General features: G+C 46.2%; 10 protein-coding genes. 8 read left to right on the forward strand and 2 right to left on the reverse strand.

Going from position 1 to position 16,453, the window contains the following annotated elements; translation table 11 throughout:
* The first annotated feature begins 215 nt into the window (after positions 1-215).
* Positions 216-2,360, forward strand: a complete 2,145-nt coding sequence (rnr, locus tag DWW10_RS09465) for a ribonuclease R (protein ID WP_022393085.1) — start codon at positions 216-218, stop codon at positions 2,358-2,360.
* A 40-nt stretch (positions 2,361-2,400) separates the two neighbouring features.
* On the opposite strand, the gene DWW10_RS09470 is transcribed toward rnr, so the two are convergent.
* Positions 2,401-6,435 carry a hybrid sensor histidine kinase/response regulator transcription factor gene (locus DWW10_RS09470; RefSeq protein ID WP_022393086.1) on the reverse strand — a complete coding sequence of 1,345 codons (4,035 nt, stop codon included), beginning with the start codon at positions 6,433-6,435 and terminating at the stop codon, positions 2,401-2,403.
* Between the two features lie 331 nt (positions 6,436-6,766).
* Here DWW10_RS09470 and DWW10_RS09475 point away from each other — a divergent pair, with 331 nt between their 5' ends.
* Positions 6,767-9,886, forward strand: a complete 3,120-nt coding sequence (locus tag DWW10_RS09475) for a SusC/RagA family TonB-linked outer membrane protein (protein WP_022393088.1) — start codon at positions 6,767-6,769, stop codon at positions 9,884-9,886.
* Between the two features lie 20 nt (positions 9,887-9,906).
* Positions 9,907-11,697, forward strand: coding sequence for a RagB/SusD family nutrient uptake outer membrane protein (locus DWW10_RS09480; RefSeq protein WP_022393089.1), 1,791 nt, complete (start codon positions 9,907-9,909; stop codon positions 11,695-11,697).
* Positions 11,698-11,761: 64 nt separating this feature from the next.
* Here DWW10_RS09480 and DWW10_RS09485 read toward each other — a convergent pair whose 3' ends face one another.
* Positions 11,762-12,592 carry an AraC family transcriptional regulator gene (locus DWW10_RS09485; RefSeq protein ID WP_022393090.1) on the reverse strand — a complete coding sequence of 277 codons (831 nt, stop codon included), beginning with the start codon at positions 12,590-12,592 and terminating at the stop codon, positions 11,762-11,764.
* Between the two features lie 284 nt (positions 12,593-12,876).
* Here DWW10_RS09485 and DWW10_RS09490 point away from each other — a divergent pair, with 284 nt between their 5' ends.
* From DWW10_RS09490 to DWW10_RS09510, 5 genes are all read left to right on the forward strand, one after another.
* Positions 12,877-13,584, forward strand: a complete 708-nt coding sequence (locus DWW10_RS09490; protein ID WP_022393091.1) for a YczE/YyaS/YitT family protein — start codon at positions 12,877-12,879, stop codon at positions 13,582-13,584.
* The gene (locus DWW10_RS09495; RefSeq protein ID WP_022393092.1) at positions 13,547-14,023 is read left to right on the forward strand and encodes a pyridoxamine 5'-phosphate oxidase family protein; all 477 of its coding nucleotides are present in this window, start codon (positions 13,547-13,549) and stop codon (positions 14,021-14,023) included. Before DWW10_RS09490 ends, DWW10_RS09495 begins: the two co-directional genes overlap by 38 nt.
* A 397-nt stretch (positions 14,024-14,420) precedes the next feature.
* Positions 14,421-14,726, forward strand: a complete 306-nt coding sequence (locus DWW10_RS09500) for a hypothetical protein (protein ID WP_022393093.1) — start codon at positions 14,421-14,423, stop codon at positions 14,724-14,726.
* A 34-nt stretch (positions 14,727-14,760) separates the two neighbouring features.
* Positions 14,761-15,717, forward strand: a complete 957-nt coding sequence (locus DWW10_RS09505) for a DUF4373 domain-containing protein (protein WP_022393094.1) — start codon at positions 14,761-14,763, stop codon at positions 15,715-15,717.
* 137 nt (positions 15,718-15,854) lie between these two features.
* Entirely contained in the window at positions 15,855-16,346 is a 492-nt protein-coding gene (locus DWW10_RS09510; RefSeq protein ID WP_022393095.1) for an HU family DNA-binding protein, read from the forward strand.
* Positions 16,347-16,453 lie beyond the last annotated feature (107 nt).

A 16,453-nucleotide genomic window follows, 5' to 3' on the forward strand; every position in this document is an offset into this window, starting at 1 on the left:
AATCGGTTTGCTTCTGCAATTTACCGGTTATTTTCTACCAACAAAGAATATTTTGGGGGTAGATTGAACGACTGATAGCAATTATTTGTTTACTTTGTAGTCGTGAGTTAACTACAAGTTGCAAGCTACAAGCTACAAATGCCATACGGCTCGATGCTTATGTAGCAGTTTTTATACTTGTAACCTGTAGCTCGTAACTAAAAACTTTTAAATATATGACCAAGAACAAAGAAAAGAAAGCCGGCAAACGGATGAAGAAAAAAGAACTCATCGCCGCGCTAATGGATTTTTTCCATTCAAAACCCGACGAAGTACTGTCTCTAAAATACATATTTGAACAACTTCACCTCACCACGCATCCCCTAAAGATGTTGTGCAGGGACATCCTGAGTGACCTGTTGCTGGACGACTACATCACCGAAGTGGATAAAAGCAAGTATAAGCTGAACAACCACGGTGTAGAAATGGTGGGTACCTTCCAACGCAAAAGCAACGGAAAGAACTCTTTCATTCCTGAAGGTGGTGGCGATCCGATATTCGTTGCCGAACGTAACTCGGCACACGCTATGAACAATGACAAAGTACGCATCTCCTTCTATGCCAAGCGCCGTGGACGTGAAGCCGAAGGGGAAGTCATCGAAATACTGGAACGTGCCAACGATACCTTTGTAGGTACATTGGAAGTAGGCAGTTCATATGCTTTCCTCGTAACGGAAAACCGTACGCTTGCCAACGATATCTTTATCCCGAAAGAGAAGCTGAAAGGCGGAAAGACAGGTGATAAGGCCATCGTGAAAGTGGTGGAGTGGCCCGACAAAGCCAAAAACCCCATCGGGCAAGTCATCGACATCCTGGGTAAAGCAGGCGACAATACCACCGAGATGCACGCTATCCTCGCCGAATTCGGTTTACCTTACGTTTACCCTTCTTCCGTAGAAAAAGCTGCGGACAGAATCCCTGCCGAGATTTCTGCCGAAGAGATTGCCAAGCGCGAGGACTTCCGGAATGTGACCACTTTCACCATCGACCCGAAAGATGCCAAGGACTTCGACGATGCTCTCTCTATCCGTAAAATAAAGGATGGCCTGTGGGAAGTAGGTGTTCACATTGCCGATGTCACCCACTACGTCACCGAGGGCAGCATCATCGATAAGGAAGCTGAAAAGCGTGCCACATCTGTTTATCTGGTAGACCGTACCATCCCGATGCTTCCCGAACGCCTCTGTAACTTCATCTGTTCTCTGCGTCCCGATGAAGAGAAACTGGCATATTCGGTCATCTTCGAGATCAATGAGAAAGGAGATGTGAAGGATTCACGCGTAGTACATACGGTAATCAAGTCCGACCGCCGTTTCACTTACGAGGAAGCACAACAGGTGATTGAAACTAAAGAAGGTGACTTCAAGGAAGAAATCCTGATGCTGGATACCATCGCCAAGGCATTACGCCAAAAACGTTTCGTATCCGGAGCCATCAACTTCGACCGCTACGAAGTGAAATTCGAGATAGACGCAAAAGGCAAACCCATCAGCGTTTACTTCAAAGTATCCCAGGATGCCAATAAGCTGGTAGAAGAGTTCATGCTGCTTGCCAACCGTACCGTAGCCGAGAAGATCGGTCGCGTACCCAAAAACAAGAAAGCAAAGGTATTCCCTTATCGTATCCACGATCTTCCGGACCCGGAAAAGCTGGATAACCTGGCGCAATTCATTGCCCGATTCGGTTACAAACTGCGTACCAGCGGTACGAAGACGGATGTATCCAAGTCCATCAACCACTTACTGGATGATATTCAAGGGAAGAAAGAAGAGAACCTTATCGAAACCGTATCCATCCGTGCCATGCAGAAAGCGCGTTATTCCACGCATAACATCGGACACTACGGATTGGCATTCGATTACTATACGCATTTCACCTCCCCCATCCGTCGGTTCCCGGATATGATGGTACACCGCCTGCTCACCAAATATCTGGATGGCGGACGCAGTGTTTCCGAAACTAAGTACGAAGATCTCTGCGACCATTCCAGCAACATGGAGCAAATAGCCGCCAATGCCGAACGGGCTTCTGTGAAGTACAAACAGGTAGAGTTTATGACGGAACGCCTGGGACAGATATTCGACGGTGTAATCTCCGGCGTAACGGAGTGGGGCTTGTACGTAGAGCTGAACGAAAACAAGTGTGAAGGTATGATACCTATCCGCGACCTCGATGATGACTATTACGAGTTTGATGAAAAGAACTACTGCCTGCGCGGACGCCGTAAACACCGCACATACAGCTTGGGCGATGCAATTACTATCAAGGTAGCACGTGCCAACCTGGAGAAGAAGCAACTGGACTTTGCTTTGGTAGACTAAATAATGTATGAAGGCGCGGAATCCGCGCCTTCATACATTATTATTGTTTTTGCTTTACATATCCGGAAGGTGAAACCCCATACTCATTCTTGAAACATTGCCGGAAATAAGCCACGCTACTAAATCCCGTCATATAGGAAATCTCTGAAATTGTATATTCACCGGATATCAACATCTCCACACTTTTACGCATCTTTACCTTACGAATAAACTCATTGGCCGACATATCTGCCAAACCTTTAATTTTTCGATATAGGGTAGAATGACTCATACACATTTTGTCTGCAATGAAAGCCACATCCATCTTCTCCATCTCTATGTTTTCCTCGATGATCTGCGTAATTTTCTGCATAAACTCATTATCCAGTCTGTTCAATGAACTTACAGCTTGTTCCTGAGCAGGTTTCACATCGGCCAGCAATAATTGCGAAGCAATCTTCTTGCGTGTTTCCAGCAAGTTATTAATGCAGCTATGTAGCAGTCTTGCACTGAATGGTTTCGTCAGATAAGCATCCGCACCCGAGGCATATCCTTCCTCCTTGTCATGCAAAGAATCCTTGGCCGTCAGCAGGATAACCGGAATATGACTGGTACGCATATCCTCTTTTACTTTCTTACAAAGCTCCACTCCATCCATAATCGGCATCATGATGTCCGATACTATAACATTCGGAATCCGCGCTTGTGCCAATTCCCAACCTTCTTGTCCGTCTTTGGCAGTAATCACTTCATAAATATCAGCAAACGAACTTTTTATATATTCACGAATATCAGAGTTATCCTCCACCACGAGCACAATGGGACATCCGTCCAAAGCAGGATCCATTCCGCCCATATCCTCCGTTGGAATGGGCAGTTTTTTCACCTTGCTCTCCACATGAATGGCATTGGGATAAGTATTTTCCGTCAGCAGGCGCAAAGTAAAAGTGGTTCCCACTTCCGGTGTACTCTCCACTTTCAGCGTACCTTCGTGCAAATCGGTAAGCCCTTTCACCAGTGCCAGACCAATACCTGAACCTGATGCCTGAAACTTACTTTTAGCCTGATAATAGCGGTCGAAGATATGCGGCAACGCTTCCGGATCGATGCCATGCCCGGTGTCTTTCACACTGATTTCCGTATATTTTATCTGCATTTCCTCTACCGAACGCAAGATCAGTGTAATCTCTCCTTCCGAAGTATATTTGACGGCATTACTCAATAAATTATCCAATATGATGGTGATCATATCCGCATCATAGAACAGTTCGGCATCTTCGGTTTCAATATGGATGTGGTAAGTCACCTTATTGTTGGGGTTCAGTTCTTTATAACGTAACCCGATTTCCTGTACCAGTTGCGCCAGATTTCCCCTTGCCACTGCCAGTTTCCGGTTTTGAGTCTCTGTTTTACGGAACTCCAGAATACGATTAATTAGATTCAGCAGGCGGGTAGCACTATCGTGAATGATACTGATCTTATTGGCATGCTTGGGAGACAGGGTACCGTCACTCAGCAAATCTTCCAATGGTCCCAGAATCAGTGTCAGCGGTGTACGCAACTCGTGCGTGATATTGGTATAGAAGCGCAGCCTTTCATTGTTTAGCTCTAAGTCATTCTGACTTTTTCTGCGTTCCAGATTCAATGAGCTCTCCAAGTCTATCTTATGCTTATAGAAATTAAGTAATCCATAGAGGGCCAGGACAAAGAGCAATACGTAAACCAGTTTGGCATACCATGTGAGCCAGAACGGTGGCTGTATATGAATCACCAGCGAAGCCTCTTTCCCATCCCATTCCTGGTTGCGGATACGTGTCTTTACTTTAAAGACATAGGTACCGGGAGAAATATTACGGAAAGTTACCTGATTCTCCCCTTGCGTGTTATACCAGGCTTGTTCCAACCCCTCCAGCATATAAGTAAATTCCACTTGCGGGCTTTGGGTATAGTCCAGTACATTGAAAGATATCTTGAATGTATTCTGATTATACGGCAAATTTATCTCCCCATCGGCAATAGGCATCGGCAATTCCTCGTCATGACTCTCTTTCATACGGTGATACGTACAAAAACGGGTAATGACAATAGAAGATACCTCACGATTAGTAGGAATATCCTTGGGATTAAAATAACACGCACCATTCTGTGAACCAAAATACATGGTGCCGTCAGAAGTCATGCAGGTAGACCCATTCATAAAATCACCCATAGGCACTCCGTCGTGATGGCTATAATTATAAAACACCTTCTTCACCTCATCCAGCCGGGAGACTCCACCATTCGTACTGATCCATATTTGATGAAGCTTATCCTCAGTAATAGCACGCACCTGACTGTTTTCCAGGCCATTCTGTTCTTTAAAGATTTCATACTCCTCCGGGTTGGCCGTATCATGGAAAAGTACCACTCCCTCACGCGTAGCAACTAATATCCTTTGTCGTGAATCCTGCATCATATGGTTGACGGCATTCGAACAGAAACCATTTTCAACCACGAAATTATATATAAGCTTATTGTTCGGATCGAATACCGAAATACCTTTGCCGAATGTTCCTATCCACAGTTTTTCTTCTTTATCCCGCAAGATACCATGTATCTTTGTATCCGGCAGCTGACTTTGAATGAAACCTGCCACTTCCAGCTTTCCGTTTTCATAGATATAAAGTCCGCTCTCCGTCCCAACCCAGATACTCCCGTTTTTATCTTCATAGAAACAATGAACATTCAGGGTTTCCTCGTGAGACGTTTTACCGATACGGGTCATTTTCCTGTTTTGCGGATCATACATAAGAATACCGTTCAGATAAGTCCCCATCCACAACCGGTCCTGAGAATCTTTGTACACAACATTAATATGAGTATTGGATTGAGTCTGATAAGAACGCAATAAGAAAGTATCTATCAGCTTATTCTTCTGAAAAACAGCAAACTCACCTTCGCCACCAACCAACACTTTATCATCTTTTGCAAACAATCCCCAAACTTGCTTACTACTCTGCTTACCGTCTCTTTCCACCGTGTAGGGCAACATATTAAAAATGGGCTGTGCATAACTTATAAAATCGACTCCTCCCCGGTAATTTCCCAGCCAGATGTTCCCGAAGCTATCTTGAAAAGCACATTTGGCATTAGGCCCTGACAGGCCGTGCACATCATTGGTAGCAGGTATATTCTGAAAATGTATATGGGTTGGTGAAGTAAATGCATTCTGTTGCATATCGAGTATACTGACACCACCCATATTGGTACAGATCCACAACCGCCCGTCCCTCATCTGTTTTATATCCAGCACCTGATTGGAAAGCAACGAGTTCTCATCGCCCGGAATATGCCTGAAGGTGGTGAACTTCTCGGTTGCAGGATTAAAGATGGAGAGTCCTTTGTTTGTACCTACCCATATATTTCTTTGTTCATCTACACACAAGGCTACAACAAGTCCTCCCGAAAGGCTATCCGGATCATCGGAAACGTGCTGATACCTTTTTATTGTATGATCTTTTAATGAAATGACACTCATCCCCTTGCCATCATGCCCGACATACAGATTTCCCCGACCGTCATCACAGGCTATATAGTTTTTCAATCCACCCAGTCCTTTCACATTGTGTTCATAGTAATGAGTGAATTTCCCGGTTTCGATATCATAATAATGGATACCTACATGATAAGTGGTAATCCACAACCCTTTTTTATCGAAGGAAGGGATGATATTGGTAATATCATTGGTTGCAATAGTGCCATCCCCCGCCCTGTATACGGTGAACGTATCCGCATCACAATCGAACACGCACAAGCCTTCACGTTGGGTAGCTATCCACACTTTATTGTCGCGCGGATCGGCACACACACAGTTCAGTTCATTGGCACTCAGCTTCGAGGTATATTTTTTATAAACCGTAAACTGTCTGCCATCGAATTTATTCAGCCCGCCCTCGGTGGCAAACCACATGCATCCTTGTTTATCCTGGGTAATCCCCACCACGTAATTGCTGGATAGCCCGTCTTCTACCCCCAGTCTTTTAATCGTATAGGGTTGTGCTTCTGATTTTGCAACCAAAAGAATAACCAGCCCCAGAAATAGCAGAGTGTTCTTCATTTGAATCTGTTTTATTTTAAAAGTAATAACCTGGAACCTGTATATAGTTCCTTACGAAGTAGTCCCAAAGATGCACTAAAAATTCAACATAAACCAACCAATAATTCGTCTTGAACGATTTTTGTATTCTACTTGCCTATTTTTCTATCCATGGCTTTCCATTTAGCATCTAATTTTGCAATGACAAAAGTATAAAAACTAAAAAATCTAATATTAATGAAAAGAAGAAATTCTCCAAGTTTTTTAGGTAACCGGCCTCTCATTGAGGGAGCCGATTTATCCGGATTACTAATTCAATCACCTTATTTAGTCTAATAAAAAAAGAAAAACGATGAAAGAAAACTCGTTCAAAAGAAACCGGAAGGCCCTCACAGCCTTATTGCTTTGCACTGGTTTCATCGCAGCTCAGCCCCTCGCAGTAATGGCTGAAGACAGTGTAACTTCCGTACATGCAGTTCAGCAACAGAAACAAACCGTCACAGGTATTATCAAGGATGCAACAGGAGAAGCCATTATCGGTGCCAGCGTATTGGAAAAAGGCACATCGAACGGCACAATCACTGATTTGGATGGTAAATTCACCCTAAGTGTCACTCCCAACGCAACATTAGTTATTTCGTACATCGGTTATCAGACACAGGAATTAGCTGTTGTTGCCGGAAAGGTAATGGATATACAGATGAAAGAAGACGCCGAAATGCTGGATGAAGTAGTAGTGGTAGGTTATGGTACTACCAAGCGCAAGAACTTTACAGGTTCGGTTTCTACCGTAAAAGCCTCGGAAACTCCGTTGGCACTGATGCCTACTTCCAATGCTATGGACATTCTGCGTGGTACGGCTACCGGTATCACGGTGTCGCAGCAACAAGGAGCCGGACAGGCACCTTCATTGCAGGTTCGTGGCCAGAAATCGGTAAATGGTGGTTCTACTCCGCTGATCGTAATGGACGGTGTGATCTATATGGGAAGCTTCCGCGACATCGATCCGACGACCATCGAAAGCATGAGTATCCTGAAAGATGCTACTTCACTTGCCGCCTACGGTTCGCAAGCGGCTAATGGTGTAATTATGATCACTACCAAGAAAGGAAAGTTGGGTAAGCCCGTCATCAACGTCAACACTTCCTGGGCTTTCTCTACAGCAGCAGCAAAACCGGACTTGTTAAGTCCTCAGGACTATGTAAAGAAAGTAAACCTGTTGAGTGGTCTGGCAGAGGATGCCGATCCTACATGGATGCGCGAGTACGAATACGAGAACTACAAAAATGGAAATACCATCGACTGGTTTGACTACTCCACGCGTACCGGAATCATGCAAAACTATTCAGCATCCGTTTCGGGAGCCACGGAAAAGATGAATTACTACCTCTCCGGTACTTATACCGACCAGGAAGGCGTGGTAAAAGGTGACGACTATGACCGCACCGTATTGACCGCACGTATCCAAACGGACATCACCAACTGGTTGCAAGTGGGCGGACAAGTGAACTATGCCTACAACGACTATTCCGGTCCCAGCGTATACGATTTGTATCAGGCCATCCGCCTGAGCCCTTACGGCCGTGCCGAACGTGCCGACGGTGGTGGAGTGGAAAAATTCCCGGTGAACGAAGGTATCTATCGCATCAACCCGTTGTGGAATGTGGAAAGCGGTACCATTGATGACCACGATACCTACTCCACCGTTTCCATGAAGGGACACGCACTGGTGAAGTGCCCCTGGATAGAAGGATTAACCTATCGCCTCAATGGTAGTTACTCCATCGAAAACATCGAACGAGACTACTTCACGCACGAAGGATATTATGTGAAAGAAGGTACGGGCGATGACCGCTATTCCGAATCTGCGGTATCCGACTATCTGGCTTCAGCCAATGGCTACAGTGCACGTACAAAGAATACATCATGGGTATTAGATAATATTATCAACTGGCAACGCCAGTTCGGCAAGCACTATGTAGACCTGACTTACGTATATACGCGTGACTCTTACGAATACAGCTACCGCCGCTTCGACGGTTCCGACTTTGCCGCACTGGGTAACACCAACCTCAGTTACGATGGACTGAACCTGGCAACCACACAGAAGATCAACGGTCTGAGCTATACACGCCACACCAACGTGGGTTATCTGGGCCGTGCCAACTATAACTACAACGACACGTACCACCTGAGCGTATCCGTACGCCGTGATGGTTCCAGCGTATTCGGTGCCAACAACAAATGGGGTACATTCCCCGCAGTAGGTGTGGCATGGACTGCCTCCAACGAGGAATTCATGAAGAACATCAAAGCCATCAGCTACCTGAAACTGAAAGCATCCTGGGGTAAGAACGGCAACCAAAGCCTTTCTCCTTACGAAACCCTTTCAAAAATTACCCTGGGGCAATCGGGCGGTTACAGCTATCCGTTCGGTAACACTTCATTAGTGAGCTGGGGACAACGCATCACCTCTATGGGTAACACCGACCTGGGATGGGAAGAAACCGAATCATTCAACTATGGCTTCGACCTGGGTGTACTCGACAACCGTATCCGCCTGGAATTCGATGGATACTTCTCCAAGACTACCAATCAGATATTTAACCGTAACATTCCGGTAATGATCAACGGTCTGACCAGTATGAAAGCTACCATGGGACGCGTAGACAACTGGGGTATCGAAGTCAACCTGAATACCACCAACATCCAGACAAAGGACTTCAACTGGGGTTCAACACTGACTTTCTATATGAACCGCAACAAGCTGAAGGAACTCTACGGTGACGGACAGGACGATATTACGAACTCCCTCTTCCTGGGCAAATCGCTGGGTGCCATCTATGGCTACAAAAATATCGGCATCGTACAGGAAGACGATACCGAATACATCGCAGCCAACGGTGCAGCACCGGGTGACGTGAAGTTTGCCAACCTGGACGGTAGCGAAGACGGTAAAATTACAGCCGACGACCGTACCATCCTGGGATACAAGAAAGAAAACTTCCGCATGAGCTTCGGCAATACATTCCGCTACAAGGATTTCGAACTTTATATGTTGTTCACCGGTATCTTCGGTGGAAACGGCTACGGACAAGCTGTAAACTACTACGCTTTCCGTACTTCTTCCGACGTACAGGGCGACAATAACTTCAACCACGGCTGGTGGACTCCCGAAAACAAGAGTAACAAATATCCGCGTATCAACTACACCGACGGACGCTACACCCCGCTACAAGGATATGGCTTCGTGCGTCTGCAAGACCTCAGTCTGTCCTATACTTTCCGCCAGCCTTGGGTACAGAAAGCAGGTATCGGGAATCTGAAGGTTTACATGGCTTGCAAGAACCTTTTCACCATCTCCGGATGGGAAGGTGGCGACCCTGAAGTTCAACAAACACTGGGTAGCGGTTACACTTACGGATACCCGTTGTCGCGTACCGTTTCGTTTGGTCTGAATTTAACATTCTAACTCTATTAAAAACACTAAAGATGAAAACAAAAAAATACATATTCATAGCTGCCGCGGCTTCCATGCTTGGCATGACGACGTCTTGTGACGATGAGGGATTCCTGACGGAAAAACCGAAAACAATCTACACCACCGACAACTCGTACGAAACGATTGACCAGGTGAAGGCTTGTATCACTAACTTGTACATCCACATCCGCTACTGGTATCAACAAGATTATTTTCTGAAAGGACTGGGCACCGATGTACTGGATACTCCTTACTTCCGCAGCACGGGCAATGGTTACTGTAACTTTGCCAACTGGTCGAGTACCAACAGCAATTCCAACAAGATTTATGACGCCATGTTCCAGATGGTGAACTATGCCAACCAGTCACTGGAAGGTTATAATAAGGAAGGTCTGCCCTGGGAAAGCGAGGCACAGCGCAATGAGGCCTACGGTGAAATCATGTTTTTCCGTGGCTACGGTTACCTGACAATGGGTGAATTGTTTGGCGGAGTGCCCCTGGTAGATCAATTCTATCAGACATTGAAACTGGACTTTGTACGTTCCAGCCGCGAAGAGACGTATAACTTCGCTATTACCGACCTGGAAGCTGCCGCTGCAGCACTGCCCGATTATCCATCGGAAGCCGGGCGCGTGTCAAAGGGAGTCGCTTACCATTTCCTGGCCGAAGCCTATCTGGCACTGGCCACCATCAAGAGCAATGACGCCGAATGCCTACGGAAATCCATCGAATATGCCGACAAGGTGATGGCATTGCATCCGTTGATGACGGAGCGCTTCGGTACACGCAGCATCCCGGGAGGGGGAACAACAAAGAATGGTGTGGCTGCTTACTATGAAGACGGCAATGTGTTTTTCGACCTCTTCCAGGAAGGCAACTATGACTACGCCGAAGGAAATACGGAAGCATTGTGGACCTTGCAGAACGATTATACAGTTTATCATGAATATGGCGGAAACAACTTCGTAGGTTATCCGCGTGAAATGTCTCCCGTTCTCCGCGATGTGGTATGGAAAGCTGAATATGCCGAAGCCGGAGCAGCAGCTGGGCCATGGGCAGGCAATATCGACGAAAGCATATATCCGGGCGGAAACGTATCGGCCTACGTAGGCGGACGCGGTGTGGCTAATATGGCTCCTACCACTTATGTGATCAGTGATGTTTGGGAAGGCGATTACGAAGATGATATACGCAATGCGCCCTGCAACATCCGCCGCCAGTTTGTGTGCATGGATACGAAGCATAGCATGTATGGCAAACCGGTTCCTTACGAAATGCTGGATTACAATACCCAAAAGATCACAGAGCTCTTCCCCGTCTGGACTAAACTTGCTCCGATAGACGACTGGGGATATGACGACCTGGCCGATGGCGGTAACCGTTCTAACATGTTTTGCGACCAGTATGCACACCGTTCGGCAGAAACCTTGTTGCTCCGTGCCGAAGCCAACCTGCGTGCAGGCGACAAAGGTGCTGCTGCCACCGACATCAACAAGCTGAGAAACCGTGCACAATGTACAAAACTGGCTACGGCAGACGATATGACGCTGCAATACATCCTCGATGAACGGGTACGTGAGTTATTCGGTGAAGAAAGAAGATGGGTAACTCTGCTCCGCATGGGCAATGACGGCATCGAGAGCCTCAACAGTCATGCCATGTACATAGCAGACCAGCCTTTCTGGGGTGGGTACTTCAAGTCGGACAAGGCCAAGGTTACGAAATGGAATCTGTTCCCGATACCACAGACAGTAATCGATACGAATACAGGTGCGGTGATAGAGCAGAATGAGGGCTGGTAATGTTATCAGGTTCATATAAATAACAGAAAGGTGTGCTTCGTTATCGTGAAGCACACCTTCTTTTTTATTCATCTGCGGACGGAAAGTCTTCCCTTTTCTCCCTGTAAGCCGTTGGCGACATCCCCGTATGGTGCTTGAAGTATCTTCCTAAATATGATTGATCCGGAAAATTAAACTGATTCGCTATCTCCTGTATGGAAAGCGCCGTAGAGTGAAGCGTCACTTTCAGTTCAAGTATTACGTAATCGTCTATCCATTCCTTCGCTGTGCATCCCACTGTCTGTTGTATCGTCTTACTCAGATGCCTGCCCGTGACGCAAAGCTTATCCGCATAATAATCTACCGACCGCTGTTCCCTGAAAGATTCTATCACCAACGCAATAAACCGGTCCTTCAACCGCCAGCGCAGATGATTCGGTTTCGTTTCCCGGTAAAGCCTTTCGGACTGATTGCAAATCTCATAAAACAGCATCCGGCAACAATAAACAATCAGTTCGCGCTGATACACATTCCCATCGTCCGCAGACTTCCGACGTAACAGTTCCAGATAGTGATTTCGCACTCCGTCCCATTCCTCACCCTGGAATGAACTGTAATTATGCTCGCGCATAAAAGACACTTTATCCGAAGGCAACGAATAGAAAATCTCATGCCTGAACTGACTGGAAAAGGCAAAGACCGTCAGTTCCAAATCTTCTGTAGCATCTTTATAAAGCGTAATCTGTCCGGGAAATACCAGTATCACACTTCCGGCAGACAGTGCATACTTCTGCTGGTTAATGTAAATCTGCACCTCTCCCTGCAGACAAAACAGAAATTCTCCCTTCTCCGCCCTGCAGGGATAGGAAAGAAGATCCGTCTGGCGACGGGTATGGAACAGGTATTCTTCACTCATAAAGTTCCGTTTTTGAAGTACAAAGATAGTATCTGAAAAGCTCTGGCACAAGAAAATCCCACATTTTGAACAACCTGCTTCGATTTTTGAACCGTGAAACGGTAGATAGTTGCCGTAACTTTGCAGCGAGAATTGAAGGAAACCAGTTGACGAGGGAACCAGTTGACAAGGGGACGAGGGGCTGCGCAATGCTTCTATGCCGCATGGAACCTTGTCTCCTTGTCCCCTTGTCCCCTCGTCAACTGGTTCCCTTATCAACTCGTCCCTCAAAATTGTATAATAAAATGGCAAAAAGAGAATTAACAGCCCGTTATCTGTTTTTCATCGCGGGTTTATTTGTAAATGCATTCGGTATTAGTTTGATTATTAAAGCAAATCTGGGTTCCTCACCTATATCGAGCCTTCCCTATACGCTCAGTCTGAAATTCCCCATTACACTGGGGCAATTCACGCTGTTGCTGAATGCCGTGCTGATAGCCGGACAAATAGCACTGCTGAAAAAGGATTTCAGGAAAGAACAATTTCTGCAAATCCCCGTAGCGATACTTTTCAGTTTCTTCATAGACTGTTCGATGGCACTGCTGTCGGGTTTCACCCCTGCGGGATACGCTTCACAGATTCTATCACTGGTGACCGGCTGCGCCATACTCGGACTGGGAGTGAGTATGGAAGTGATAGCCAATGTAGTGATGCTGTCCGGTGAAGCCTTTGTAAAAGCCATCACCCTGCGCACCGGAAAAGAATTCGGAATTACCAAAATCGGCTTCGACACCACACTGGCACTTCTGGCTTGTGCAGCTTCCCTGCTATTAGCCGGAACCATAGAGGGAGTACGCGAAGGCACGATCATCGCCGCATTGATTGTCGGGCTTTTCGCACGCTTCTTCAACCGCCGGCTGGCGTTTGTGAATAAAATGATTACCTTTGCGCCGAATAAAACTCCTATTCAGCCCTATGAAGACAATCGCAATCACCGACACAGCGGAGATTGAAGCAATCATCCGCAAATGCCCTTACTGTACGGTAGGTATCACCGATCCGGAAGGTAATCCCTACGTAGTCCCCATGAACTTTGCTTACCGGGACGGCATCATCTATCTGCATTCCGGTCCCGAAGGCGGCAAAGTAGCAATGGCAGAACGCCACCCGCGCGTTTGCATCACCTTCTGCGAAGGACACGAGCTGGTATACATGCACCGCCAGGTGGCATGTAGCTACAGCATGAAGTCGCGTAGCGTGATGTGCCACGGAAACGTCCGTTTCATCGAAGATATGGACGAAAAGCGACGTATACTCGACATCATCATGCAACAATATACGAGCGATGAATTCAAATACAGCGAACCTGCCGTGCGCAACGTAAAAGTGTGGGAAGTAAAAGTCGAGAAGATGAGTTGCAGATCATTCGGATTGCGCCCAAGCGAGGTATAATCTTCCCTGCACCACACAAAACATTCCTTTTTCCCTTCTAAATTTATCGATGTAAACAAATCAGATTACATTGATTCCTCATTGACATGCACTTACGTATTTTCATAAAATTAATATCTAAAACTATTTGTTTGCTATATTAAAATCTAATATATTTGCAAGAGAGAAAACAATCCTTTTGTTTTTAAAATGCAAATAAATGCAATCAAATTATGAAAAGCCAATCTTTTAAACCAGAAAGTAGAGAGCCTCCATATCAGGCATATAGATCCAATGTACAGGATATATAGATCCAACACACAGGACATAGAGATGCAACACATCAGGTATATAGATCCAGCACGACAGATATATAGATCCAAGAAACTAAATCAAATCATTTAAATCATACTCATTTATGGAACAGAAAAACAAAAAATCTCTCCGCACCTGCGGATGCTGCCTGAAGAAACTCCCACTTGAAGCCTTCTACATCAACAAACGTACACAGAATCCGGATAATTACTGCAAAGAATGCCGCAAGGCAACCTGCAGGAAGCGCTACCATCATACACAGATAGTAAATGATACACGCAGCTACCCCGTGATAACCGAAACCAACGACTACAGTCTCCGTATGACCCTCATTCTCCACGCCCGCCAAGTGGTAAGAGAAAGTATAGCCCGAAAACGGAGGAGTCTTAGAGAAATAGCTATAGATTAATTCATTTTTCACTAAAAACTAAACACCCAAACACATGTGTAGAATAAAAAAACGGGGACTCGATTATTTCCCCATCGATATAGACTTCATGCAAAACCGCCTGGTACGCCGCATCATGAAGCGCGAAGGCGAAGGCTCACTTGCCACATTATTTGGCGCCCTCTCCTGCATCTACGGCGGAGAGGGTTACTACGTCCGTGCAGACGAACTCTTCTACGAAGACATCTCCACAAGCCTCTACAACCAAACAGCCGGTGACGTAAAACGCATCCTTACCCTTGCTGCCGAATACGGCATCTTCCATCCCGGGCTCTTCAACGAGTTCGGCATACTCACCAGCAGCGAGATACAAAGGCAATACCTTTTCAGTACCAAACGCCGGAAATCCTCCGCAATAGAAAAGCGGTATAATCTTATTGACGACGCTCCCGATTCATTCACAGAACAGAACACGGAGTCTGAAGTTGAAAATGTAACATCCAAGGGCGAAAGTGTAACAATTAAGCCCGAAAATGTAACATCCGGTACACATAGCATAGCACAGAATAGCATAGCACAGCATAGAATAGAAAAACCCCTCCTCAATAGTTCCCCCGCCGGGGGAACTCAGAACGCGGACGAAATGTCCGCGGAGGAAGAGGAGGAGGAATTAATTTCTTCCGGGGGAGCTCCCGGCGTTCACACACAAACTACATCCGGTAACGACAAGCCTCACCGGAGGGAATGGACCGATGAAGACGTGACTCGCCTGCAACCGCCGGCTGACGGCCTGGATCGCAATCCGGACGGTCTTATTTTCAATCTCCGACAGTTTCATATTCCTCCGCAAGAGCAATATGTCATTGTCCTGAAGAGTAACTTCGGCATTATCGGGCATCCCATATGGAAGGGATTCTTCGATCTGCGGGAAAGTCACGGCAAAATACGGCAGCCCGGAAGATATCTATTGAGTTTATGTATCAAGCAAAAGGAAGCCACGAAACGTGAATAGCACAGGCTGAAATTCATGAAGAAAAACGGCCTTTTTTATTTTTTAGTTCACATAATAAGGCTTATCTTTGCAATGTGGTTAAGCTTAAGACACAAACAATAAATTATTCATCAACACATTTAAAACTTTACTAAATTATGGCAGTACTTTACAAAACAGCCCAATCCATATTGGCAAATAAGGACGGCAAAAAACTATTCTATCCGCGCGTCGTGCTGAAAGGCAACGTGTCAACAGACCAGATTGCCCAGGAGATTGCAGAATACTCTTCCCTCTCCAAAGGCGACATGAAAAATGTTATCGACAACCTGGTGAGGGTATTGACCACTCACCTGCAATCCTCTGAAAGTGTAACCCTGGACGGCTTCGGCACATTTCGCATGACCATGAAGTCGAACGGCAAAGGTGTGGAAAGCGCCGACAAGGTATCGGCGGCACAGGCCACCATGACCGTGCGCTTCCTGCCTTGCTACACCAAGAATCCGGACCGTACCGTAGCTACCCGTTCGATGGTGACCGGAGTGAAATGTATTCCCTACAGAACAAGTCAGGCAGGCGGTTCCGGCGGTGGCTCCGGTAATGGTGGTTCCGGCGGTGACGGGGGCATAGAGGATGATCCGCTGGGTTAAAGATACAACGCAAACACGTACACGAAACTAAACCATTACAGACTAACTAAACTATTTCTTTTTTTTACCGGTAAGTTACTTATTTTTATCAACTAAACTATTCAATC

The sequence above is a fragment of the Bacteroides intestinalis genome, from assembly GCF_003464595.1.
Lineage (GTDB): Bacteria > Bacteroidota > Bacteroidia > Bacteroidales > Bacteroidaceae > Bacteroides > Bacteroides intestinalis_A.